Origin of the sequence: Paenibacillus sp. P13VS (assembly GCF_015143645.1) — a bacterium.
In the GTDB taxonomy this organism is placed as follows: Bacteria; Bacillota; Bacilli; order Paenibacillales; family Paenibacillaceae; genus Paenibacillus; species Paenibacillus xylanilyticus_A.
This window is the reverse complement of the sequence record NZ_WYEV01000003.1, coordinates 171,418-197,249: the sequence shown is the minus strand read 5'-3', so window position 1 is coordinate 197,249 and position 25,832 is coordinate 171,418. Positions and strand designations below refer to the sequence as shown.

Genomic DNA, 25,832 nt, shown 5'->3' with positions numbered 1-25,832 from the left:
TCTAATGCATCCTTATGGTCTTTCGGTTCTTTTATCCCGGCCAAATTTACGGAACGTAAATACCAGTTTTAACTTTAACAAGTCATTCGTTTTTTTAAAGTCCATCTGCAGCAGACTTCCAATTTTCTCCATGCGGTACGTAATGGTGTTGCGGTGAACAAACAGCTGCTTCGCAGCTTCATTGATCAGTCCATCATTCTCAATGAAAGATTCGAGTGTGTTCATCAAGATGTGATTAGGGTCCCCATCTCTAGCCAGCAGAGGTTCCAATACTTTATTACAGTAATTCTCCATGATGTTATCCGGTACATGTTGGAACACGTAGGCAAACTCCAACATCTCGAACTGGAGTGCACGATCCTTCATTCCGAAGCGGCGTGCCAGCTGCCGGGTATCCAGGCATTCCTGATAAGCTTCACGTAATGATTTGGGCTCATGTTTCATTTTGCTAATCCAGAATCTCGGCACAGATGCTCCTTTTGCCTCCTGAGCAGATAATACATCCGCGAAGCGACTGAGTAGAAAACTCGATAGTTCCTCCCCATAATCGCGCCCTGTCGGGCATGTATATATCGACAGAATGCCATCTTCCATCTGAAAATGCTGCGACGCCGTAAATTGCATCAATGGATTATATTGCAGTTCACGATGAATTTGCTTCAGCAGCTTCCCTTCGGCGAAAACTGAAGGCTCCAGTGTAATGAGCACGCATTGATAAGTACCCTGGAACAGATGAACGCCTTTGTTCTCACTGAGTCTGGTCAACTCCTCCACCGTCATTTTGTTATCGAGGTATTGGGTTAACAAAGTACGCATCTCATCCTGCACGGTCGGATTAATGTGTTCACGATAGGTCATATCCATATAAAATGCCAGTACGTCCGCAGCCTGCTGAAATAATTCTTCCTCTGCCCGCAGGGAGAGTGCTGAATCTGTGAACACGAGCAGGAAACCATACTCTTCATCATTTTGTTTGATGGGAACCCGATGACAACTGCCCTGATTCCATTTCACGCGATGCATAACGGATTTCCATGGCCACCCCTGTACCAGTGCATCTCCGGCAATCGTCTCACTACCATAGAGTACATGTCCCCTGGAGCCTATAACTGCAAGCGGGTAGTTTAATACGGTCGCAAGCTCGGCAAATACATTTCGATGCTGCTGTTGTTGTTGTAATGCAAAATGCATCAGCTTCTTTTGTTTCTGTACAACTTCATGCAGCAGCCGGTGACTTCGCTCATGTTCGGCCTTGAACAGAGCATTCATTTGGTCCGAAAACGTGAACTGGAATGGCAATTCCAGCAGTGGCAAACGCAAACGGTCTGCCTCTTCTATAATCCCTTGGGGAATGGACTGCCAGAAACGTCCGAGTTTAATGCCGAGTCCTGCACATCCGCGGTCATTTAGTCTGCGCATTAATCGAAGGGCATCTGTTTCATTGTCTTTCATGATAAATGCGGTTGTGAATAACAACTCTCCGGATTTAATCCAATCCGCGATATCCGGGGCGTCCATGACGTTAACGGATTTCATCATCCGTGAAGTCCCCTCGCCGCCAGCAACGAGTCTGGCCTCAGACAATGGATATACTTGCAACGCCTCTTTAACCGTAAGCTGCATAGACACGACCTCCCATATATATAACTCATGAAGTTATATTTTTCTCTTATAATGGAAATGAAAAGCTCCTACCCATGGTCCGCGACCCATCCACTTTAACGGATTCAAACTATTTGTTAAGTATTATAACATCAAATTTGATTTCAGAGCTTACATGACAAAAATAAAACCAATGACAACATTTAAGCATACGCTTGTTAATGTATCATTGGTTGTATAAGGGGTGTATGAAATGATTGATATGTGGTAAATAAGTTCTTAAACTTAAATCTCTAGTTTTTCCGGACTAAGCCACAATTTCATTCGGGACAAGACCTCTTTGATATTCAGCGGCTTGCTAATATAGTCCGAGGCACCTGCTGCAATACATTTATCTCGATCTTCTTTCATGGCTTTAGCCGTTAATGCAATGATCGGCAGCTGGGTAAGCTTCAATCGCTCCCGAATCTGACGTGTCGTATCGTAACCATCCAGTTCTGGCATCATGATATCCATCAAAATGATATCGGGATTGGCTTCCCCGCGTTCCAGCATCTCCAGACATTCATACCCGTTCTGCGCGGTAATGATATGCATGCCATACTGTTCAAGGGCATTAGCAAGGGCATATACGTTACGAATATCATCATCTACGACAAAAACTTGGCGCCCTCTTAATAACGATTCTTCCAGAGGTGTCAGCAGAATCTTATCCTTTGATGGATTAGATAGAGATTCCACGATGGGAATCGTTGTAGCTACTTCGTTCAAGAATAGTCGTGAGTTATTCTTTGTCTCAGGCTCCTCTGGTCTCAATGGCAAGAAAAGAGTAAATACACTGCCCTGTCCCTCGCGACTGGTCGCCGAGATGGAACCCCCGAGCAAAGTCGCAAGAGATTGGGAAATGGACAAGCCGAGTCCGGTTCCACCGTATTTCCTTGCAGTCGCACCATCCGCTTGTTTAAATGCATCAAAGATCTGCAGCAGCTTATCTTCCGCAATGCCGATCCCCGTATCACTGACCGAAAAGGCAATAACATCCGTCTCTGGGCCACCAGCTTCCGGGCTTGCCAGATTCATTCGGGAGATCGTCAGAGCAACTTCACCTTCGTCCGTAAACTTAAATGCGTTAGAGAGCAGGTTTCTTAGAATCTGATGCAAGCGCATCTCATCCGTGACGATCGTTTCCGGTAAATGGCTTTGCAGCTGAATCCGGAAGTCGATTCCTTTCTGCTCCGCAGTTTTTAAGAAATACTGATTCATCGTCTCCGGCAGAACGCCGAGATAAACTTCACCAAGATCAATGTCCATCTCCCCTGCCTCCACTTTGGACAGATCCAAAATGTCATTGATCAGATTAAGCAAATCTTTGCCTGAAGTATGAATTACCGATGCGTATTTTTGTTCTTCGCTGCTCAAGTTCTCATGTTTGTTTTCAGCCAAAATCTCGGAAAGGATGAGCATACTATTCAGTGGAGTGCGTAATTCATGTGACATATTAGCCAAAAATTCAGATTTGTATCCCGAACTTGTTCGCAGCTGGTCTGCTACACTCGCAAGCTCGCTCGCTGACGTTTCTGCTGCATGTTTTTGCAATTCAAGACGCTCGTTCAGCATATGCAGCTCTTCGGTTTGCATCTGCAGTTCTTCGGTTTGTGACAGCATTTCCTCGGTTTGCAGCTGAAGCTTCTCCGATTGAGCTTGGAGCTCCTCGTTCAGTACCTGGGATTCATCATATAACTGCTGCAGCTCCATGCGTGTCGCCGTGGAGTGTAGAGAGACACTGAATATTTCAACTAATTCATGAAGCTGTTCGAGTTCGTTCTCCAGCAACGGCTTTAATGAAGCCAGCTCGATGACCGCAATTGTTCGGCCTTCGAAGATCACAGGCACGACTGTAAGAGATGTTGCAGAAGCATGGCCTAGTCCCGATGAGATTCGAATATAGTTCTGTGGCAAGTCATTCATACGCAGTATCCGTTTCTCCACCGCGCTTTGACCCACGAGTCCTTCGCCCGGTGCAAGGGATACTTTGCCGATGGAGTGCTCTTTGTCCCCATCTGCTGCATAAGCAGCTACGCGCAAGAGCCGATTATCCTTCCAATAGTACAGTACACTGTAGGGAACCTCCAGCAGAATGGCAAGCTCATTCAGGAACAGACGTGACAAGCCCTCCAGATTAGTCGGGTTCTGCAGGAGTGTAGCGATACTTGTAAGCTGATCCTTCACGCGATTCTGCTCCTGCACTTTATCGAGCAGGTTGTTAGTCTCCCGTCCGAGGTCACCCACTTCATCCTCCGTTCGCACATGAATCCGTTCTGCCAAGTTGCCGCCCTGGGATATATCTCGAATCGTTTGTCTAACGTCACGCAGCGTTTTGACAATATTACCAGAGACCATGATCGCTGCTCCGATTGAAAATGCTGCAATAGCAGCCCATAGGGTATACATAATCGTAAGCAGGGTGGAACTGCGTTCGGCAAGACTGGTTACGCGTGCTTCCGTCAAAGCAATTTCTGTATTACGAAAGCCTGTAAGTTGTGAACGGAGCAAATCGATTTCGTTTTTACCCGGATCGGATTGGAAAAACGTAACTACTTGCTCCTGATCACCCTGATTTTTCAATGCAATGGAAGGTTCTGCTGCAACCTCAATCCAGCGTAGAATATGCGTTTTGATCGTTTGCAATCTCTGTTGCTGGGATGGGTTATCACTGATCAGTCCGTATAACTGGTCATAATTCGAATTCCACTCCGAGAGTGCTTGATTGTAGGGCTCCAGGTAGCTGTCTTTTCCTGTTAGCATGAATCCTCGCTGTCCGGTCTCCATATCAAGTACATCCTTCTCAATGGCATTGGTCAGGTTGTGTACTTCAAGGTCATGATGGCTTATAAAATCGTTCTCTTTTTGCAATTCATTAATCTGAGCTGATAGAACCAGCAAGGCAGCTCCAAATAACAATACAACCACGAGATAGCCCAACAAAATTTTGGAGCGTATCGTAAACCTTCTCTTCTTCGACAACGCGGAAACCTCCAATGGAATCAATCAATTCACCGCACAACAATTTTGATCTGCTTATGTAGTTTATATGGATACAGGAAGTCTGACAAGCATTATATCCAATCAAGTCATATTTCGACATTGACATAACTCAAGCTTGTCATTATGGGGTTAAACGCATTTTATCATTTGGTTCTGTCTAAATATTCTGAGGTTGTAAAGTCTGACAAATTCAGACATAGTCAAGAAGGTTTAGATGTATTCCTAACAAGAAAAAACGACCAGCTTTATGCGGGTCGTTTCTTCCTCACGTTTTTTTTTACTATAAAAAAACTTAAGCTTTTGGAGCAATCATTTTCGCAGGATCCACATACTGATCGAACTGCTCTTCGGTAAGCAACCCGGTCTGCAGAGCAGCCTCCTTCAGAGATAATCCTTCTTTGTGTGCCAGCTTCGCAATCTTGGCTGCATTCTCGTATCCAATATGCGGATTAAGAGCAGTCACCAACATAAGCGAGTTGTTCAGATTATGTTCGATTTGACCCAGATTAGGTTCAATACCCACTGCGCATTTATCGTTAAAAGCAATGATTGAGTCCGCAAGCAGTTGTACGGATTGCAGGAAGTTATAAATAATGACCGGTTTGAATACATTCAACTCAAAGTTACCCTGACTTGCCGCGAATCCGATCGCAGCATCGTTCCCCATTACTTGCGTTACAACCATTGTCAGTGCTTCGCTCTGGGTTGGATTCACTTTGCCCGGCATGATGGAGCTGCCCGGTTCATTCTCCGGAATGCGGATCTCTCCGAGTCCACTGCGCGGACCACTTGCAAGCCAGCGCACGTCATTGGCAATTTTCATCAGATCAGCTGCAAGCGCTTTAACAGCGCCGTGGGCGTAAACGACTTCATCATGACTTGTAAGTGCGTGGAATTTGTTTGGTGCCGATACAAAATCCTTACCTGTATGTTTGCCGATCTCCTTGGCGGTATAATCGCCAAAGTCAGGATGAGCATTGATGCCTGTACCTACGGCGGTACCACCAATGGCCAGTTCTTTCATATATTGAACACTATCACGAATCATGCGCTCACTCTTGTCCAGCATCGCTTCCCAGCCGCTGATCTCCTGTCCGAGTGTGATAGGAGTAGCATCCTGCAGGTGGGTACGTCCGATCTTGATAATATCCTTGAAAGCTTCGGATTTGTCTGCAAAGGTAGATTTGAGTACAGCAATGGCTGGCAAGAGCTGGTCTTCAACAGCTAGTACACCTGCAACATGTAGAGCTGTCGGGAACGTATCGTTGGAGCTCTGGGACATGTTCACATCGTCATTCGGATGCAAACGCTCTTCCTTGCCCTTCTGTTCAAGAAGCTGGTTACCCAGATTGGCGATGACTTCGTTCACATTCATATTGGACTGCGTGCCGCTTCCTGTCTGCCATACGACAAGCGGGAAATGATCGTCAATCCGACCGGCAATGATCTCGTCCGCTGCATAGGCAATCGCATCCGATTTGGCGGCAGACAGCTTGCCGAGCTTGTGGTTGCTCGCTGCAGCACTCTTTTTCAAAATGGCAAGTGCACGAATAACTTCCATCGGCATATGCTCACGACCAATCGGGAAGTTTTCCTTACTGCGCTGTGTCTGCGCCCCCCATAGTCTGTCCGCTGGTACCTTCATCTCTCCGAGCGTATCTCTTTCAATGCGGTATTCCACTTGATTTTCCTCCTCCAAAAAGATGAATTCTGTTTCTAGAAAATTTAATCATCTCGTCATATTATACATGATTGTCGTTCAGATTTTCACCTTTTCGACAAAATTGTAAGCGTGCGTCAAAACACGCAATCGTTTATCGTCTCATGAAATTATGAATAGATCGGATACAAACGACTGGCTTGCTCGAAGATCTCTCCAGGCTCAAGTCCGACTAATCCGATCTCTTCGGCTGGTAGGCCTTGCACATTCGGTGCATTAACCAGGTTCATCTGAGGTTCAGGACAGAAGAAGCCACCTTCCGTGTTGTTGTTCCAGATCATCCAGTGTTTGTACGATGCTCCAACATCATAAACAAATTTGTCCCCTGTACGATTGTTCGTGAGCTCCATATAATTTCGACCATTCTGTGGTTCAGCTGTATAGTGATTATCCATGGATTCGAAGAATGGACTAACCCCTTCTGCCTTTAACTTCTCCTCATTCGGTGAAAGCGGTTGAAATTGGCCGGTAGGCAAAGAACGTTCATTCAGCTCACGGCGCTGACCGATGGTGATTTTGGCGGTATAGTCCGACACATCACTGTCAGGTACAAAGGCAACATTAATGGCTGTATGGAACGCAAACAAATTCGGCATGCGCTCTTTGCCGTTATTACGAACCTTCAGCTGCTGCTGGAGGCCTGTGCTGTCAAGAGAGTAACGAAGCGTTACCGTGAACGTGAACGGCAAATATTGATGGAAAAGGTGTCCTTCTTTTATCTCTTGGCTCAGCAGGATATAACTCTCCAGTTCAGTCGTTCCATATCCTTCTACCTTCCAATCTGCCTCGTGTAAAAATCCGTGCAAATGGTTGCCCGTAGCAGGTTCATTTACAGGTAATTGATAGATTTCGCCATTCCAAGGAAAGCGGCCATCTTCATAGCGATTCGGTGGAGACAGAACGGGAATGCCGTACACGGCTGGTGCAGCCTTGAATGCTTCCATATCATTCAAATCAGGTTCACGAAGATAGCGATGACCGCGCTCTGTATCACGAAACGCAACCAGATTTGCACCCACGCTTGGAATTACGGCCGCCTCAAATTGATTGAATCGAAGCCACACCGCCGGAATTCCGCCAAATTGCTCCTCATACGCTGAATTCTGTGTCATTGTTATATGTACCTCCTGCATACTAGGGTTATATTATACGGCTCGAATATATCATGACTGGGCACAAAATACCAATCTGTGATATAGAACATTTTCATCATCAGGCGACAAAAAAGACAGCTGCACTGTCCGCGGCTGTCCTCCAACTGATCATTTCATATCGTTTAATCGACATATTTGCCGTGCTCCGGCACAGCATCCTGTTCAAAATCCAGATCAAGGTGCTCAAGCGAATCATGCAAGAAATCACCTGTCAGCGAATGTCCATGCCCCGTGACCACGACACGTGGCTCCAACTTCCTGATTACATGAACGGATCGATGAGCCTCGTCCCAGTCCGTCGTAAAATATGCAGGTGGACCATGCATCTGTTCATCCTGCAGCAGTACACTCCATAGCGATTCCTGTTTAACCGAAATAATGGCGTCCCCCGCAATCAGGAAACGGCCCTCCTCGCGAAAGAGCGACACATGACCAGGTGTATGTCCTGGAGTATGGATCCAACGCCATCCAGGCAAACCAGGTACCGAATGATCCTCCGGCAGGCTGAAGATACGATCATCCAGGTTAATTGCTTCGTTCGGATAGGCAAATGACAGTCTTGCCATCAGTCCCCCACCTACGGAAGGATCGGCTGGTGGATAATCCTTAAGGCCCGTTAAATAAGGTAATTCTAGTGAATGGGCATAGACGGGAACACCCCAGAACTGTTCAAGCTCTATTACAGTACCTACATGGTCGAAATGACCATGTGTCAATATGATGGCGGACGGTGGTCCCTGAAACCGTTCTGCTGCGATCCGCACAATATGATCCGTAAATCCCGCCATCCCGGTATCCACTAGAATCCAGTTCCTGCTTCCCGGTTCACCGATGAATACTACATTAACAAATAATGTACGCAGACTGAGGATATCATGCGCGACTTCTTCAAGCCCCGTCATTCCTGCTGTGATCAGATTGTCAGATGTCATCCACGGTTACCTCCCATTCAGGCGATTGTCCCTCTGTTTGCCATCCATAGACTGCCCCTTTTTGGGATATCTATTCCCCTCATCTAATAAAATAGACGATGCATACCCGTTTGGGCACACACCGTCTAGTATAGTCTGTTCATTCACATAATAGAACAACTTCCTATGTTCTGATTATGCAGGATAAGCATCCAAAGCCGCGTCGAGCAGCTTGTCGTATACATCGTCGTCGTTTTCGAGCAGCTCGTCCATGCGCAGAAGTTCTTCTTCATCACCGGATTGCTCCGTGAAATGGAGGCTATAATCCCAATCTTTGCCGTTCTTGCTCATGAACGTTACCTCATAAATGGACTTTTCCCCTTCTGCACGAAAAACGGTTGTTCCAATATAGGATTTCTCGTCTTCCCGACGCATCTCAGCACGAATAATTTCAATATTCACCAACATACACTCCTTTAATCTCTCATCAGTAACAGGTCTACAACAATTATGGTAAACCTAGTTTGGTAATTATTATTGGTTAATTGTACAATATATATCGTAGCAACGTATACCTTATTCAATTGAAGGTCCTCGGGGGTATCCTTACATACATGATTTGAGGGCTTCATGTTCCAGTGAACGAGCTACGGAAACCTTATATTACAGGAGGAGAATATAGCATGAATAATAATTTTGAACTTCATTTACAGCAGTACGCGGAACTAGCTGTCAAAGTGGGAGTAAATGTCCATCCTGGACAAACACTCGTTGTAAATGCACCAATCACTGCCGCACATTTTGTACGCAAGATCGTGAAGGCTGCCTATGAAACAGGTGCCAAGCTGGTCAAAGTAAACTGGAGTGATGAAACCGTAACACGTCTTCATTATGATCTCGCACCGGATGAGGCATTCTCTATCGAACCAAAATGGTTTGCGGGTGAAATGACAGAACTCGTAGAAGAAGGAGCTGCCATCCTGCACGTCATCGCGGAAAACCCTGATCTCTTAAATGGTGTGGCTCAAGAACGTATCGTCACCAGTCAAAAAGTGCGCGGAAAAGCACTGGAGAAATATCGTGCCTATCAGATGGCTGATAAATTCAGCTGGTCTATCGTTGCGGTACCTTCCCCGGAATGGGCTGCCAAAGTATTCCCGGATCTGCCAGCGGAGCAGCAAGTGGATAGACTATGGGATGTTATTTTCAAAACTGTTCGTATCGGCGAGCAGGATGCTGTTTCCGAATGGAAAACACATTTGCAAAACCTCGATTCCCGTGCCGATCTGCTCAATACGAAAAAATATAAGAAACTTCACTATACTGCCCCTGGAACAGATCTGACCATTGAGCTTCCAGAAGGACACATCTGGGTGTCCGGTGGCAGTGTGAATGAACAGGGTCATGTCTTCATCGCCAACATGCCAACAGAGGAAGTATTTACGGCTCCGCTGAAAACGGGTGTCAATGGCACCGTACGCAGCACCAAGCCACTCAGCTATGGTGGCAATCTGATTGATGGTTTCTCTCTGACATTCGAGAATGGACGTATTGTTGATTTTACTGCCGAGCAAGGACATGATGCCCTGCAAAACCTCATCGAAATGGATGAAGGTGCACACTATCTGGGTGAGGTCGCTCTTGTTCCCCATAAATCACCGATTTCCGATACGAACATTCTGTTCTATAACACCCTGTTCGATGAAAATGCATCCAACCACTTGGCCATCGGTAATGCCTATGCATTCTGTCTGGAAGGCGGCAAAACGATGTCGAAGCAAGAACTCATCGATAATGGTCTGAACTCCAGCCTTACCCATGTGGATTTCATGGTTGGGTCAGCTGACATGAACATTCACGGTGTTACTTCCGAAGGAAAAGAAGAACCGATCTTCCTGCAAGGTAACTGGGCATTCTAATTTTTACGCTACATGAAGAGAGGAGAGTACTCCTCTCTTTTCCTGCGTAAGCAGGTAAAATTATAGATACGGAGGTCACTACCATGTTAAGTTTTGAACAAAAATTGGATCGTTATGCCGAGCTGGCAGTCAAGGTGGGGGCCAACGTACAACCCGGTCAAATTCTGGTCATCAGCGCCATGATCGATACCGCTGAATTTGTACGCCTGCTCGTTCGTAAAGCCTACGAAGCCGGGGCCAAACAAGTCATCGTAAAATATGGAGATGAAACCGTCAATCGCCTAAGATTCGAGATGGCTCCGCTGGAATCATTTCAGGAGCCGCCCAAGTGGCATGCTGCGGAACTTGAAGAGCTTGCAGCGAACAATGCTGCCTTTCTGACCGTACTCTCTTCAAGTCCAGATCTGCTCAAAGGGATTGATCCTGAACGAATTTCGACCCATCAGCGTACATATGGACAAGCCATGGCCAAATACCGACAGTATCAGCAGGCTGACAAGATGAGCTGGACAGGTGTTGCCTGCCCTTCTCCGGACTGGGCAGCAAAAGTGTTCCCCGACCTGCCTGCCGCTGAGCAGATGAAGCAGCTTTGGGAAGCCATTTTTGCCGCTGTCAGAGCAGATTTGGATCATCCAGTAGAAGCTTGGGAACAGCATATTGATCGATTGGAACATAAAGCAGTTGCCCTAAACAGCAAAAAGTATAAAGCACTTCATTTTGTCTCCCCTGGAACGGATCTGACGGTTGAACTACCTGAAGGTCATATCTGGGCACAAGCGGGCAGTGTAAACGAACAAGGGACTCGCTTCGTAGCTAATATTCCGACAGAGGAAGTATTTACTGCTCCCAGCAAACATGGCGTCAACGGTACAGTGTCCAGCACCAAACCGCTGAGTTATGGCGGAAGTATTATCGATCGCTTCTCTCTCACCTTTGAGAATGGACGAATCGTTGATTTTCATGCGGAAGAAGGTCAAGATACGCTGGAACGATTAATCAACATGGATGAAGGATCTCACTATCTTGGCGAGGTTGCACTTGTACCCTTCCATTCTCCGATTTCCGAGAGCGGCATTCTATATTACACGACGCTGTATGATGAGAACGCCTCATGTCACCTCGCGATCGGCAGTTCCTATGCCTTCAATATGGAAGGCGGAAAAACCATGTCCTCCGAAGAACTTGCTTCTCGTGGCATGAATTCCAGCATCACGCATGTAGACTTCATGATGGGATCTCCGGAAACCAACATTTATGGCATTACTGCAAGCGGAGAACGTGAAGCGGTCTTCCTGAATGGAGATTGGGCATTTTAAGCTTCTTTTCCAATGAATAATCACGCTGTATCTGTATCAATATCTTAAGGCTGCCTGACAAACCTGAATGAATGGTTTGTCGGGCAGCCTCTTAGGGTTTTCGGCGTGAACCTTCTAAGGTTGTCCTAGCAACCTCCCATTGTATCGTTTCCATATAATGTTGTAAAATGAAATGATACCAATGTTTGTGGACTGTTCACCAGAAAGGAGAACATCATGGCCAATCGGCTCCAATTACTCTTGGCCTCAGATTTCCATAATTTGAGCCCTTCACTTCAGGAAGAAGTGTATTACGAATACTATAATATGGTTCATGGACTCATCGTTTATATCATCAAGGAACGTGCTGCAGCAGAAGACATCATTCAGGAAGCATTCATTAAAATTATTAAAAACAAACCCTCTTTCGAGAACGAAGTCAAACTGAAAGCCTGGCTTAAGGTCGTCACCCGGAATACCGCCATTAATTATCTTAGAAAAAATAAAAATAACCGTAACCAACTGGATACGGATAGTGTTTTTATAGATATGGAGACGATCAATCAGACGGCAGCTTCCGTAGAGAGTACCGTGGAGACGCAAATGATGCAGGAATCTATTGAGTTCTATCTGGAGCAACTTAAACCCGAATACCGGGTATTAATAGAGCTGCGCTGGAAAGAAGGTCTGTCCTATCGGGAAATGGCAGAGCTGCTGGACACTTCGGAAGAAATCGTGAAACAACGTTTGTTCAGGGCCCGAGGTAGTATCAAGAAGCAATTACATAAGGAATGGGGTGGGACCATTGAGCAAAGGCAAGTCAGATAAACATATTGAGCACTATCATACAGAGCAGGAAGAAGAATATTTTGATGCCGCCTTTGATCTGGCCTTTGATGAAGCTTTCGATCAGGCTCTCTCTGCTCCCCCTGCCCCTGACTCCCAGCAGATGCATCAATCCTGGCTCCGTGTTCAAAAGGAAATTACCCGGATTGCTGTAAGAAAGAAAAGAATGCGTACCTTGAAATTGTCTGTTGTGGTAGCTGCCTCCCTAACGATCGGTGGCGTCATTTTCAGTCTGCCATCCGGAACGCAGGCCGTGTCCCCTTTTGTTCAGTCAATCAAGGATTGGGGCAATGGTATGAAATCCATCATTATTGAAGATCGCACCGCACAGCTTGGCGCAGATCCTTCTACTGCCAAAACACTCCCCCCCCCTGAACCGGGACTTAACGATGCTCCTACAATTGCTATTGGCGAGGAGGCTGAGGAGTTGCCAAAACAACCCGTGGAGAAAGACATTTTGTTTGATGATATCGTCGTAACGGAAGAAATAGCCCGCTCGGGATTCAATGGTGACTTTTTATTGTCAAGAGCTATACCCGAGCGTTTTAAAGAGATAAAATTTGAACTTACCGTGAATCCTGAAATTCCGGTCGATTCAGATGAGTATTATAAATCCGATCGTATGAGAGTTCGCTACACGGGTGATAGCGTGAATGGTGAAGAACAAATTATTCAATTTGATTATTACCATGTTAAGCCTGGGCAGGTCATTCAAGGGACTATGCTTCGTGAAACCAGTGTAGTCAAATTAGCTGACGGTAGTGATGCATTTGTATCCATCGGCCCGCCATATAATACTTTTCAGTGGATGATGGGTTCGGTTAATATGAGCTTGTTTGGAACGGTCACGAAGGAAGAAATGATTGCCATCGCCAATGACCTGCAGGAACAAAAATTCCCTGGCAGCACGAGGCAATGAATCATAATAATACACTATTCGAAATATCCGTTGTATTTTCAGAATTCGTTCCGTCATTCGCCGTATGTGTGCTAACGACCCGGTAGTAATAACCTGTGATCACCGTCCAGCTCGACTGTGCCGACAGGGATTGTGTTTGTGTTTTACTTTTGGTACCAGACCGATACGTCACCCAATTTGAGCCCGTCCAGCGTTCCAGCCGGTAATTCACCTGAATTGATTTCATTTCCTTGTAAGTTGTTGTTGTTGTAGTGACGTTCGCTGTCAGTCCTCCTCCCGGAGAAACGTTCCCTGCTGCCTGATATATATACTTGAGAGCTGCCAGGGAGTGAACAGTATGCTCCTCCGGCGGTGGTGGTGCGGTGAGTGCACCAGATACAATGTCAGGACTAGCTGCCGCAGTGCTGCCAACAGGAATGGATAGAATGGCAGGCACCGATAATGCCGCAACGAGGGTAATTTTCAAAATGGATGACAGACTCATTTTCAACATATGTATTCCTCCTCCAATGTCATATTTGATTTTGTGTAAGGTATAAACGGACGGAGGAGGTTATAGGTTTCAAAAATAAAAAAGACGCTCCGATCTTCGTATCGGCAGCGTCTTTTCTTACTGTGAATTCTGCAGTGTGAGTGAAACCTAAATATTTTCCATTTCGTATAGGCTTTAAAGAGTCACATCCACGCTATTCATAACTCAATGATACTCGTGGCAATATTCGAGCAAAATTCGCTGTCATGTTCCACAAAAAGAAGTGTTGGCGAGTGCTCAAGCAGCAAGTCTTCAATTTGCATGCGGGAAATGACATCAACAAAATTAAGTGGTTCATCCCAAACGTGCAAATGTGCTTCCTCGCTAAGGCTTTTAGCAATCAGTACTTTCTTTTTTTGTCCAGCACTAAACGTTGAAATATCCTTATCCAGCTGAAGCCTGGAGAAATCCAGCTTGCGTAATATTGATTTGAAGAGACTTTCATCAATGCCCTGTGTCATTGCATACTCGGATAAGCTTCCCGCTAGACCCGAGGTATCCTGTGATACATACGATATTTTGACCTGAGGATCCTTGCGAAGTTGACCTGTGTAGGCAATATCCTCGCCGCAAATCAATTTAAGAATGCTGGATTTACCGGAACCATTCTTACCGTAGAGAGCGATTCGGTCTCCTTTTTCAACCGTTAAATTAATATCCTTACAAACGATATTGGAGCCATATGCAATTGAGACATTGTCCAATTGGACAATTTCATTTTTGTGAAACTCCAATTGATGAATCTGCAGCCGCTCTGCACTTTCGATATTTTTGAGAAGTTTGGACTTTTCTTGAATGGCAGATTGCTGCCGTTGTTCGATGTTTTTGGACCGCTTCATCATTTTGGCGGCCTTATGGCCAATGTAGCCCTTATCCACTTTCGAACCGGAGTTTCTAGTCCCGTTTTTGGACTTTTCGACTTCATGTGACCAACTACCAGTCCGTTTGGCGGAGTCGGATAAGCGTTTAATGTCTTTCTGTAACTTTTCGTTGCTTGCAAGCTCATACTGATCCTGTCTCTTCTTATTCTCCCACCAGGCGGAAAAATTGCCTTTTTGAATCTCGATGTTCGTTTTATTGATCGAAAGAATATGGTCTACGCTGTGATCCAGGAAGGCTCTATCATGTGATACAAGAATAAAACCACTTTTTCTGCTTAAATAGCTGCTGACGAGCTTTCTAGCATGCATGTCGAGATGATTGGTGGGCTCATCAATAAGCAAGAATTGATTTTCCTTCATGAATAAGGCAGCCAGCATGACTTTCGTTTGTTCTCCATTGGATAGGGAATCAAATGGTCGATACAGCACATCTTCGGAAACCTTCAGAAGGTTTAGCTCCCGTACCAGTTCCCAATGCTGATAGTCTGGATAAACGTCACTGATCACATCAAGCGTCATCGCGTCTTTATGCTCAACAGCAAAAGGAAAGTACTCAAAATCTACATGGGCTGAGATGGTGCCACTATATTCATATTTACCAAGCAAAAGGTTAAGGAAGGTCGTTTTCCCTCTCCCGTTTCTTCCGGTAAAGCCCAATTTCCAGTCAGAGTCCAATTGAAAACTCACATTTTCGAAAATATTATCGTAACTGCCGTCATAGGCAAAGGTCAGGTTTGATACGTTTATCATTGACATAAGGGATCATCCTTTTCATTTATATTCAGATGCTAAATAAATGAGGTTATGATCATGACATGATTCCCTTATTGTATCCACTCTCGGATGAATCCAAGCAAAAAAGAAACTCAAAGCCAGGTAAATCGTTGCGTGGATAGATAAAGCTCCGAATTCCGATTCATGATTTGGTGAACCATGCCAATGTTCATATCCAGTGACAGGTTCACATAAACATCTACAACCTCTAATTCAGTCATAACTCTATCCCCCTTTATAATCATATGGTTTTAACTTTCGGATACAGAAAACTTAACATGGATAGGATTCATGGGTCAAGGATGATGGTTCGGCCCTCCGGGAAGGACCCGTGCGCAGCAAAGGGAGCCAGTTCTTATCCGGGTCTGGACAAGCACTTGCTCCCTTTAGGATGAATTTCTATTCGATAACACGGCAATCCGCCATAACTTCCGGTTTATAACGCATGCTGTCTGCCTCTGTAATTTTGCGAATGACTTTACAGGGGACACCTGCTGCGAAGGAGTCTGCTGGAATGTCCTGCGTCACCACACTTCCGGCACCAATAACACAACGGTCTCCGATGGTAACTCCTCCGCATACCGTTACATTGGCAGATAGCCATACATCGTTTCCGATCGTTACGGGTTTGGCGTAACACAAAGACTTCGGATCACCGTTCTGATCCAGCATTTGCCGGCGTTCAGAAGCGATAAACGGGTGAATGGGCGTAACAATGGTTACATTAGGTCCAAAACTGGTATGGTCTCCAATGGTAACCTTGGCATCGTCCTGAACCGTCAGATTGTAGTTGGCAAAGAAATGATGACCGATCTCTGTGTGAACACCATAATGAAAGAATACAGGCCCTTGAATGAAGCAGGATTCGCCTATGCGACCAAGGAGCTGTGTCAGAATCGCTTCACGTTCTTCTGTCTGATCCTCAAACATCTGGCTGTATTGATGGCTTAAGTTGTGCGAACGAAGTTTGATAGCCTTTAGTTCCGGATGACTGGGACTGAACAAAATCCCGTCTAATATCCGTTCTTCCTCAGTCATGTTTTCAACTCCCATTCAATTCATGTTTTTTTGAAGGTCCATACAATCTTGTATAGTCAGGAGAACACCGTTTTCTTCGTTGGATTTTGTAATAAAACGCGCTGCTTTTTTGGTATTCTCACAAGCATTGCTGACCGCAAAGCTGTATTTGGCAATACCCATCAGCTCTACATCATTTTCTCCGTCCCCAAAGGACATCGTTTCTTCATAAGTTACGCCGAGCAGCTCCTGCAATTTTTTAACCGTCTCTCCTTTATGCGTATGAAGTGCTGTAATATCAAGCCACTTGGGTTCTGAATCCACAATATAGATTTGGCCGCCAAGTGTCTTTTCTACATGTTTCCTTAGGTCACTACTCCGTTCCTCTGCATCGTATACTGTTATTTTGTTGAAACTGCTGTCGATCTCTTGGAAAGAGTCAACCTTCTTGACCTGTTCGTAAGAGCTTTTAACCACGTTGAACATCTCCTCAGGGATGGAAGAATGTACATAAGCTGTATCGCTTGCACATACTATGAGGGTCATGTCTGGAGCAAAACGTTGTATGGATTCAATGCTTTGTAAAGCAAGTTCTCGTTGAATGCTGAATTCTTTTACGACTTCCCCATCTTTCTTAATTCTGGCTGCACTATCTCCAAGGACCCATATTCCCTTGCCATGCTCTCCAAACAATTTCTCTACCCGTTCACACTGTTTTCCTGTGCATGCCACAAAGGTCATTCCCTGCTTCCGCATTTCTGCATGCACTTGGTTGAATAGTTCAGTATCGAATAATCCCTTGTTGTTCAGAAACGTTCCATCTAAGTCAGTTACAACAAGTTTAATCATGTAGCAATCCCCTCTTTGTTTAAAAATAATTCATTACACTTTTCACGCCTACTTTATAATGTATACTTATAAAGAGGATAGAAAAATACGATATTCATGTTCTCTTGGCAATCGGTATGCATATTAAACTACATAACAAGCGTAATCCATGTAACTGGTTTCATGTCAACGCTCTTATTTAGGATCGTAATCCTTTACTCAAACCAATCATCGACGGAGCGCATCGGTTTTACTTCCATAGACTGTTTCGACAATGCTAAACACGCATAGGCTGCCGCCCAGATGATCACAGCTAAAATAACATATGCCATCTTCTCACCTCCCCACTTTCTGAGGTTTTAGGAGTATGCGATTCACGGTTTCCGCGCTAAATAACATCAATACGAGCAGCACAAGCACGACAACCGGAAATGAATCTGTATTGGTCTTCGCTGCAAGAAATCCAAAGAGCGGAGGAAGAAGCGTCGTACCGCTATAGGCGACAGCCATCTGGTATCCCATTAACTTGACGGAGTTTTCTCTCCCGAAGCGAGCCGGCGTTTCATGCAAAAGCCCAGGATAGATTGGCGCTAGACCAAGCCCGATGAAAATAAAGCCTGCTACCGAAAACGATGAAGGAAGCGGAAGCAGTAAAAGGAGTCCTCCGAGGATCGTTGTCCATTGCCCATAGCGAATCAATAATCGGTTATGGACTCTTAACGAGATAAAACCTGTAATGAACCTGCCAAACGTAATACCTCCGTAATAAAGGGAAATCCAGCCCGCTGCCATCTCTGCTGAGATGCTTTTGGTTCCAACCAAGTAGCTTGCTCCCCATAATCCGACTGTGGTTTCAACCCCGCAATATAATAGAAAAGCGAGCAATGAGGGCTTAACACCTCTTAATCCTAAGACGTTACCCGGAATACGTATTTCCGATTTTGTCTCGTTATCTGTCACAGTTGTTGGTGCCGTCTCACGCAGTGCAGCCACTCTTTTCCATAACGGCAGCGTGATAAGAAGTACGATAACCAGTACAAGCTGGATGGCACCAACTGCAGCATAACCGCCTCTCCAAAAGTTCTGATCCGCTATATAACCAGCCATAATGATTGGGCCCATGGTAGCGCCAACGCCCCAGAAGCAATGCAGCCAGTTCATATGATGCGCTTGGTAATTTGCAGCGACGTAATGATTCAACGCTGCATCCACGGCTCCTGCGCCCAGGCCAAGCGGAACGGCCAAGATCATAAACCATATCATGGACGGTGCCATGGAAAATCCAATCAACGAAATTGCGGTTAGCAAACAGCTGAACAACGTAATGTTACCTGTGCCCATTTTCTGTATCATTTTCCCACTTGCCAGACTGGAGACAATGGTGCCTGCGGCAATGATCATGGAAATGAGACCTGCTGAGCCTACGGAGGAACCTATTTCCGGCCATATGACCGGCCACGCAGATCCAAGCAGGGAATCCGGAAGTCCCAGGCTTATAAAAGCCAGATAGATTACGATGAGAAACCAGGTTGTCATCTTTGTAACTCCTCTCTTGATGCAGTTGATCCTCTGAATTAATAAATATACTTTATAAAGTGTTTAAGTTAAATATGCGGGATAAGTTGTTCCTTTGTCAATACTCATCCTATGAGCAATATCAGATATAATTATTACTTTTATCCAAATCCAGAAAACAGTAACATTTAATCGAAACTATACGCAATGTTCCATAGGTAAACCGGACAAGCCGAGTATTTTATCCATGTACCTCAGCCCAAGCTTTGAAATCTTATAAGCATAAAAAAGCAGCCTAGGATGAAATATCATCACTAGACTGCTTCAAAAAAAACCACACTGGAGTAAAACAGCTAAACTTAAGCCCCTTCTTCCTCAACTAACATTTCAAGCTTAATTACATTTACCCGTGAAATCCGCTTATGCTCCGTCTCCTGAATGACGAATACATATCCTCCATATTCAACCGATTGACCGACTTCAGGCGGAATTGTCTCCACTCTGGAGTACAGCCAGCCACCAATTGTATCATAGTCGCTCCGATCCATATCCAGTTCGAAACGCTCACTGACTTCTTCAATCAGCATCATGCCATCAATGGAGTATTCCATCTCATCCACTTTCTCAATGGCAGGACGCTCCTGATCGAACTCATCCTGAATCTCGCCTACTATCTCTTCCATAATATCTTCGAGCGTTACCATTCCGGAAGTTCCACCGTACTCATCAATCAGAATGGCAATCTGTGTCTTGCTGCGCTGCATACGCTTCAGCAGATCACTGATTGGCGTCGATTCGGGAACGGCAAGAATGGGACGGATTACAGAAATGGTATCTGTGAGCTGGGACCGCATCAGGTCTTTAATGTGAATAAAGCCGATAATATGGTCCTTGTCACCGTTATAGACGGGATAGCGAGTTCGCATGCTCTCACTGGCGATTTCCAGATTTTCCAGCATGGACTGATTGGCGTTCAGACAGATCATTTCCGTCCGCGGAATCATAATTTCACGGGCAGTGGTTGCCGTAAAATCAAATATATTATCAACAAGCGCCAATTCAGTATTGTCAATTAAACCGCTCTTATTGCTTTCTTTCATCAGAATGCGTATTTCATCTTCACTATGTGCCGAGTCATGCTCCGAAGCAGGTGCCATTCGAAACAATCTCAGCAGGCTGTTCGCCATACCATTCAAAGCCCAGATAAAGGGATACATCAATTTGTAAAAGAACGTAAGCAGTACCGCAGACCATAACGTGACCGTCTCCGATTTGCGGATTGCCATCGTCTTGGGAGCAAGTTCCCCGAGTACAATATGCAAAATCGTAATAATAACAAATGCAATCACAATCGAAATTCCGTGTACATATACCGGGCCGAGTCCAAACGCGGTAAACATGGGCTCAAGCAAGTGTGCAATGGCAGGCTCTCCGAGCCAGCCGAGTCCAAGTGAAGCCAGCGTTATGCCCAATTGGCACGCAGACAGATAGGCATCCAGGTTACGTACAATATTGGAAGCATAGATGGCTCTTTTGTTGCCTGCTTCCACCAAAGCCTCAATTCGGCTGCCGCGAACTTTTACCATCGCGAATTCTGCCGAGACAAAAAAACCGTTCATCAAAACAAGCAAAGCAATTAAAAATAAATTTAATATACTCGGTAAGGGGTCACTCAAATTGTCATCCTATTCGCCGTCATTCTTCGGCAAATAGGTCCACCTCCTTCGAAAATGTAGGATATTAGCCATTCTGCCGCTCATATGCAGGTTCAACTTCCCAATGCTTCCACCTCCTTCTTGATTGTGTCGAATAAAAGGATATGCTTCTTTTATTATATAACTCTAAACTACACAGTCAATCCGTGTCCTATGACAACGAAATGATGCTAACCAGCAAATTACTTTACAAAGGTAGCGAATACGCCGTCTTATTTACATTTGCTAACTAAGTATATTGAGAAAATGCCAAACGGGTTTATTGTTTAAATCTTGTACCAGGTATGGTGTCTAAATCGAATTCAACTAAAATGTAAAACCCAAAAAAGAGTATTCCCGTTGATATCCACATTCGGGGAATACTCTTTGATGGTAATGGGTGTTAAGGATGTAATGTTATGTGCTTATTTTGACAGGGAAACGGGATGCCGTATCCCAGCGCCACTGTGGTTCTTCACCTTGTGCGTTCCACAAACCGCCAATCCACATTTCGTCTTTTCTTAATTCTGCATAGTCTGCTTCTTCAGCCAGTACCTGGATACCGAGCTCAGTCATAGACAAGACTGCATTACGGAAATGTTCATCGTGCTGGGTGAAATCAGGGAACTTCTCCGCTCCGCTAATCTGTAGTAGAGCATGGGCCTCCTTGGTCATTCTTCTCAGATGTGCCCAATATTCCAAGTCTCCCATTCCCAACACATGCAGCCGCTCACTCACATGCTTAAATAGTGGATATGGCTGATCCACACCTTGACTCACAGCTTCCAGGGTCGCTTGTTCAATTGCACCCAGACCATTGGACTGTGAAGGCAGGCGGGTCAAGTGAGCCTCAAATGCAGCATGCGCAAATGGGAGAACCGTACTGTTTTGTTTTAAATAATCCATGTGATCCTGAATATCGGAAGAGGTGTACGCTTGCCAGAACTGACTTCCTGCATGAAGCTCCTCCGTCCCCATGACATGCCACGTACCAGACAAACGTCCGATCTGTCCGGGTGTAAGCTGGCCCAGTCCCCGAAAGTTCTCTATTTCCGGATAAGCATCAATACATAACAGATTCAGCTTGGTATCCCCAAGCGATTGACCATTAAAAATGTACAGCAAATAAGATAACATCGCCTGATCATAGAGATCATATTCAAACCAGAGTACAATCTCCTTATACTGATGAAACGCATGCAGCTTTCGCTCCAGCTCCGCAATTTGCAGATATTCCTTCTGGGGAATCCCTAATTGCTGTTCCAGATAGGCAGCACGCTTGCTCCTCTCCACCTCGTTCCACATATCTTGGACGACAGGACCAGAGGTGTAAAGTTCCCGCCAGACCATAACCTCTCCTTCGATCCCGCTTTGCCGCAAACGATCTGCAGCATGATCTCCATTGGTAATATGCAGCATACCTTTGCCCCCTTCATAAAGTTCATTAAATACGGTTATTACGTCCGCCACAGGTAATGTACGCCTCAGCTTCGCCCTGGCATCGAACAGCCTTTTCTTCAAGGCCGGAACAGATACACTAAGGAAATCGGAAATTTCCTTAAGCGAATATCCCTGAAAGTAGAACATGTCCACTACATGCTGCATGGATAGCGGCAGACTGGATATGGAATTGCGAAGAATCCGATACCGTTCCTTTTGCAAAACAAGCTGTTCAGGGTTATCTCCCTCTTCGCTCGAATTGATGCTGTACTCTAACTCCTGTTCAGGGGAAGTGCTGTGCTGCTTGCGTCTTAACCAACGGTAGCACTGTCGTTCAACAATGACTTTAAACCATCCTGGGAAGGCTTCGGCCGTCTCCAGCTTCGACAGATTAGCAAATGCTTCTGTGAACGCCTCCTGTACCATATCTTCAGCCCAGAAAGCATCCTCCAGCTTGTTATAAGCTACAGCAAGCGCCATTCCGCGGAACTGTTTCATTAACTGCTCATAAGCCTCAGACTCGCCACGGATGGCTCTCTCAATCCACTCGTTCAATGATGTAAACTCCTCTCTGTGAGCGTCTTGCTCAGCCTATATATGTATAAGTGCCATGATTGCGAGTAAAGGTTACTATATTGTCCCATTATAACGAAAAAAACTGTCCCACTTGTGGATTTGATTCCAGTTGCGGGACAGCCTGGTTAAACCGTCTTTCTATAGAAACCCCCGTTTAACAACGAATTAGAATCTGCTTGGAGCTTGAGGATAGTTTCCGACAACGCCCGGATATTGGTACAACAATGGCTCATCAAACGTAGCATAATCGAAGTTAACCATTAACAGCATAATACGTCTTCCTGTCTTAGGATCGCTGATAATGATGTGATCACGGCCCGCAGCTTCAATAATTCCTTGGAAAATGCGAGCATTCCATTCTTTGTTACCTTCATATGTCATGTAGAATGTACCAAATTTGCCGAGGTTCAGGCGCAGAATATTTTCGATGTATGATTGTTCAAACTGCGGCGCAGTTGTCGTTACAACTCCACCTGTTGGCGTCATTGGACTGCCGCTGGATACAAGCGGTGGTACGCTTGTGGAGCTTGGAGATACCATGCTTGGTGAAACCATACTTGGAGAAACCATGCCTGGTGTTGGGGACATCGAAGGCGCGCCATTACCGATTTTATAGGATGTTCCTTGAACTTGCGAGTTGGCTTGTTGACCCAGTGCCTGTGTTGTTGGTTGATAAGGTTGATTAATCATTGTAATTCCTCCTAAAATTTAATAAACTTCCGGACAATCTTCACCAGTCGGACTGAAGAAACAGTGCGCTTTGAAACGGCCCGTATTTTGCTGGTTATACCAGGTTGGAGGACAGTCCCCCACAGGTCTGAAAAACCACAGGGCATTGCTGGCCGGCCAGATGCGTTCCCCATTAATTACACGTTGTGCCAAGCGAATCTCGGATTGTCTTGCCCGCTGATAGAAATAGCCTTTTTGGGTTGATTCGAACCCACCGGGATTCTGGAATACCATGCGGTTAATATCACGAATGTCCCCAAAATCCAAACAGTCTACAAGCACCCGGTTCACACCCACATTACCTACGAGCAGCATGCCCTGTTCGCCGTCACCTTCAGCCTCTGCCCTCATCAGTCTTGCCAGCAGCTTGACGTCTTCTGAGTTGGCTTTAATAACAGCCATATTCTGTTTCCTCCCTTGCTTCAGCTCTTCATCACCGTACATCGTATTGTGCAGGAGCCTATTCGGTGACACCAATCCAACTTTTTTCCACAAAAAAATCCCGGAACCTCACCTCATGTGAAGTCCCGAGATCAAACATTTCCTATATAACCAGCCTAATTAAGGCTTGGCATTAATCCAGTAATCGTAAGCATGTACCATGTTACCTTGGTAGGCCTCATAATCCTTCAATAGTTCAGGCAGCTTCGCAAGCTGCTGTTCCATCTCGGCAGCACCTTTTTCGTAGAATGAGATATGGGCGCCTTCGTGATTCTCTTTCATCTCTACCGAAATCAGCAGCGGTTTGCCCAAACGGTCGGCGATTTCCATCTCCTGCCTGACTACTGCCGCAATGCCATTGGACCCTTCAGCCGAGTTACGGAAAGCCATGAGAGAGACATGATCCAATGTGCGGATCATAAATTCACTAACAGACATGTCCTGTCCTGGCAAAGGAGAGCTATCCAGCCATACAGCCAGATCGGCACTGGTCTCCAAATTGCTGTCCTTCTTCGTTTCTTCCTGGAAAAAGGCGATATTGGCAGCCCATTCTGTCAAAAGTGCATCCCGATCGGAATTCCATTCCGGCAGTGTGTAGGGCTCGATATCCAGGTGAATGCCTTTGAATCGTTCTTCGGGTTCAACTTCTGCATTATAATTTTTCACATAATTGATCAGTCGCTCAATCCGTGGTCTGTTCTCGGATCTGCCCCAAATGGGATGGCCGCCCATGGCGTGAATTTCGATCCCTTGTGCCTGGGCTCGTTTAACAAAACTGCGGTAACTTGAGTAGGGCTGGTCCAGATCAAGCCGAACATACAGAAAGTTAATATGCTGTGCTGCGGCGAACTCAAGAATATGCTGACCGCCATCATCCGTTACCTGCGATGCCTCCCAGATGTAAGTTCCACGAATCTCAGGCTGTAAGGTGGGCTTCTCCGGCACAGGCTGTTCTTCAGGTTCAAGCTGTCCCCAGTATACGATATCATGTACGGCAGAACCGGCATATGAAGCGTGATTACGTAGGGATTCTGCAACCTCTGCCAAGACACTCTCCAGCTGTGCTGCTCCCATTCCGGCAAAAGTTGTAAACTCTTCCCCAGGCATCGGCTTCGTATTTACGCCAACAGTGACTGACGCACCGCTGGCATCGGCCCAATTCATCTCCTGTTCAATGAGTTGAATAATGCCGTTATTCCCTTGTGCGTTATCGCGGTAAGCCAGTAAAGTGACATGATTGAACTGTTCCATGAACCAGCGTGATAACGGCAGGTTATCTGTATCGTCTGTTGTTTTTGTACCAGCGATCGTATACGAATCCAGCCAAAATGGCAGATCCACATTAATGTCAATGGCACCATTTGCCTCAACCTGTTCAAGCAACAATTTCATATTGGCTACCCATGACTGAACCAAAGGCTCTGAATCGTCTTTCCATGCAGGCAGAACATAGGGTTTGATATCCAGATGGATGGCATCAAATCGTTCTTCTGCAGCTGCTCCCTGATTATAGTCAGAAACCCATGCAGCCAAACGGAGCATTGGCGCCTCACGGTCACGAACGGCCCAGGACGGGTCCCCTCCCAGTGCTTCAACAGCAATACCAGCATCACTGGCTTTGGATATAAACGTGCGATATACTTCATCAGATAAATTCATATCCACGTTCACATAGAGTCTGTTAATCTTATGTTTAGCTGCGTTAGCCAGCAGCTCATCTCCTCCATCATCTTGGACAGACTTGGCCTGCCATACCCAGGCTGCCCGTATGTCGCCCGTGTCTGCCTCCACAGGCGAAGCCATTCCTGTCATTATAATCCCTCCAATCAGCAGTAATAGGCCAATGATCTTCCGGGATGAATTCCCGAACATATACTCCCTCCATTCCTGTTCTGTTGTAAAATCACATTCATTATAGCAACCGATTATTGAATTTCAAATAAGCCCAAGTGCTTAACTTGGGCTTACGGATGCTGGAGCATTCAATGTGTACA

At 45.6% G+C, this 25,832-nt stretch carries 21 protein-coding genes; 4 read left to right on the top strand and 17 right to left on the bottom strand.

Annotated elements, in window-relative coordinates; all coding sequences use genetic code 11:
• Window positions 1-12: 12 nt before the first annotated feature.
• The 6 genes from GUA98_RS05940 to GUA98_RS05915 all read right to left on the bottom strand — a co-directional run bounded on the left by GUA98_RS05940 (window position 13) and on the right by GUA98_RS05915 (window position 8,900).
• The gene (locus GUA98_RS05940) at window positions 13-1,623 is read right to left on the bottom strand and encodes a PucR family transcriptional regulator (protein WP_127540174.1); all 1,611 of its coding nucleotides are present in this window, start codon (window positions 1,621-1,623) and stop codon (window positions 13-15) included.
• Window positions 1,624-1,887: 264 nt separating this feature from the next.
• Window positions 1,888-4,626 (bottom strand): CHASE3 domain-containing protein, encoded by a 2,739-nt coding sequence (locus GUA98_RS05935; protein WP_227779443.1) that lies wholly within the window; start codon window positions 4,624-4,626, stop codon window positions 1,888-1,890.
• A 313-nt stretch (window positions 4,627-4,939) separates the two neighbouring features.
• Window positions 4,940-6,328, bottom strand: coding sequence for a class II fumarate hydratase (fumC, locus tag GUA98_RS05930; protein WP_095358020.1), 1,389 nt, complete (start codon window positions 6,326-6,328; stop codon window positions 4,940-4,942).
• Between the two features lie 149 nt (window positions 6,329-6,477).
• A complete protein-coding gene (locus GUA98_RS05925) occupies window positions 6,478-7,479 on the bottom strand; it encodes an aldose 1-epimerase (protein WP_193722369.1) in 1,002 nt (333 codons plus the stop codon).
• A gap of 164 nt (window positions 7,480-7,643) precedes the next feature.
• Window positions 7,644-8,453 carry an MBL fold metallo-hydrolase gene (locus GUA98_RS05920; RefSeq protein ID WP_193722368.1) on the bottom strand — a complete coding sequence of 270 codons (810 nt, stop codon included), beginning with the start codon at window positions 8,451-8,453 and terminating at the stop codon, window positions 7,644-7,646.
• A 174-nt stretch (window positions 8,454-8,627) separates the two neighbouring features.
• Window positions 8,628-8,900, bottom strand: a complete 273-nt coding sequence (locus GUA98_RS05915; RefSeq protein ID WP_227779441.1) for a hypothetical protein — start codon at window positions 8,898-8,900, stop codon at window positions 8,628-8,630.
• A gap of 215 nt (window positions 8,901-9,115) precedes the next feature.
• On the opposite strand from GUA98_RS05915, the gene GUA98_RS05910 reads away from it, so the two are divergent.
• From GUA98_RS05910 to GUA98_RS05895, 4 genes are all read left to right on the top strand, one after another.
• A complete protein-coding gene (locus GUA98_RS05910; RefSeq protein ID WP_095358024.1) occupies window positions 9,116-10,351 on the top strand; it encodes an aminopeptidase in 1,236 nt (411 codons plus the stop codon).
• An 83-nt stretch (window positions 10,352-10,434) separates the two neighbouring features.
• Complete coding sequence (locus tag GUA98_RS05905; RefSeq protein ID WP_095358025.1) at window positions 10,435-11,667, top strand: aminopeptidase; 1,233 nt, start codon at window positions 10,435-10,437, stop codon at window positions 11,665-11,667.
• A 216-nt stretch (window positions 11,668-11,883) separates the two neighbouring features.
• Window positions 11,884-12,474: an RNA polymerase sigma factor gene (locus GUA98_RS05900; protein WP_095287110.1), complete on the top strand. Its 591-nt coding sequence runs from the start codon at window positions 11,884-11,886 to the stop codon at window positions 12,472-12,474.
• Complete coding sequence (locus tag GUA98_RS05895; RefSeq protein ID WP_193722366.1) at window positions 12,452-13,411, top strand: hypothetical protein; 960 nt, start codon at window positions 12,452-12,454, stop codon at window positions 13,409-13,411. Before GUA98_RS05900 ends, GUA98_RS05895 begins: the two co-directional genes overlap by 23 nt.
• Before the next feature lies 1 nt (window position 13,412).
• On the opposite strand, the gene GUA98_RS05890 is transcribed toward GUA98_RS05895, so the two are convergent.
• From GUA98_RS05890 to GUA98_RS05845, 11 genes are all read right to left on the bottom strand, one after another.
• Complete coding sequence (locus GUA98_RS05890) at window positions 13,413-13,904, bottom strand: hypothetical protein (protein WP_153978513.1); 492 nt, start codon at window positions 13,902-13,904, stop codon at window positions 13,413-13,415.
• A gap of 197 nt (window positions 13,905-14,101) precedes the next feature.
• Window positions 14,102-15,580, bottom strand: coding sequence for an Lsa family ABC-F type ribosomal protection protein (locus tag GUA98_RS05885; protein WP_193722365.1), 1,479 nt, complete (start codon window positions 15,578-15,580; stop codon window positions 14,102-14,104).
• Window positions 15,581-15,690: 110 nt separating this feature from the next.
• A complete protein-coding gene (locus GUA98_RS29935) occupies window positions 15,691-15,819 on the bottom strand; it encodes a hypothetical protein (RefSeq protein WP_255247820.1) in 129 nt (42 codons plus the stop codon).
• A 178-nt stretch (window positions 15,820-15,997) separates the two neighbouring features.
• A complete protein-coding gene (locus GUA98_RS05880) occupies window positions 15,998-16,636 on the bottom strand; it encodes a sugar O-acetyltransferase (protein ID WP_193722364.1) in 639 nt (212 codons plus the stop codon).
• 15 nt (window positions 16,637-16,651) lie between these two features.
• Entirely contained in the window at window positions 16,652-17,464 is an 813-nt protein-coding gene (locus GUA98_RS05875; protein ID WP_193722363.1) for a Cof-type HAD-IIB family hydrolase, read from the bottom strand.
• A gap of 315 nt (window positions 17,465-17,779) precedes the next feature.
• Window positions 17,780-18,979 carry an MFS transporter gene (locus GUA98_RS05870; protein WP_193722362.1) on the bottom strand — a complete coding sequence of 400 codons (1,200 nt, stop codon included), beginning with the start codon at window positions 18,977-18,979 and terminating at the stop codon, window positions 17,780-17,782.
• Window positions 18,980-19,317: 338 nt separating this feature from the next.
• A complete protein-coding gene (locus tag GUA98_RS05865; RefSeq protein WP_153978508.1) occupies window positions 19,318-20,634 on the bottom strand; it encodes a hemolysin family protein in 1,317 nt (438 codons plus the stop codon).
• A gap of 435 nt (window positions 20,635-21,069) precedes the next feature.
• Complete coding sequence (locus tag GUA98_RS05860) at window positions 21,070-22,647, bottom strand: sigma-70 family RNA polymerase sigma factor (protein WP_193722361.1); 1,578 nt, start codon at window positions 22,645-22,647, stop codon at window positions 21,070-21,072.
• Between the two features lie 186 nt (window positions 22,648-22,833).
• Window positions 22,834-23,358: a spore coat protein GerQ gene (gene gerQ, locus GUA98_RS05855; RefSeq protein ID WP_153978506.1), complete on the bottom strand. Its 525-nt coding sequence runs from the start codon at window positions 23,356-23,358 to the stop codon at window positions 22,834-22,836.
• An 18-nt stretch (window positions 23,359-23,376) separates the two neighbouring features.
• Window positions 23,377-23,799, bottom strand: a complete 423-nt coding sequence (locus GUA98_RS05850; protein WP_153978505.1) for a cell wall hydrolase — start codon at window positions 23,797-23,799, stop codon at window positions 23,377-23,379.
• 159 nt (window positions 23,800-23,958) lie between these two features.
• The gene (locus GUA98_RS05845; protein ID WP_227779440.1) at window positions 23,959-25,650 is read right to left on the bottom strand and encodes a hypothetical protein; all 1,692 of its coding nucleotides are present in this window, start codon (window positions 25,648-25,650) and stop codon (window positions 23,959-23,961) included.
• Between the last annotated feature and the right edge of the window lie 182 nt (window positions 25,651-25,832).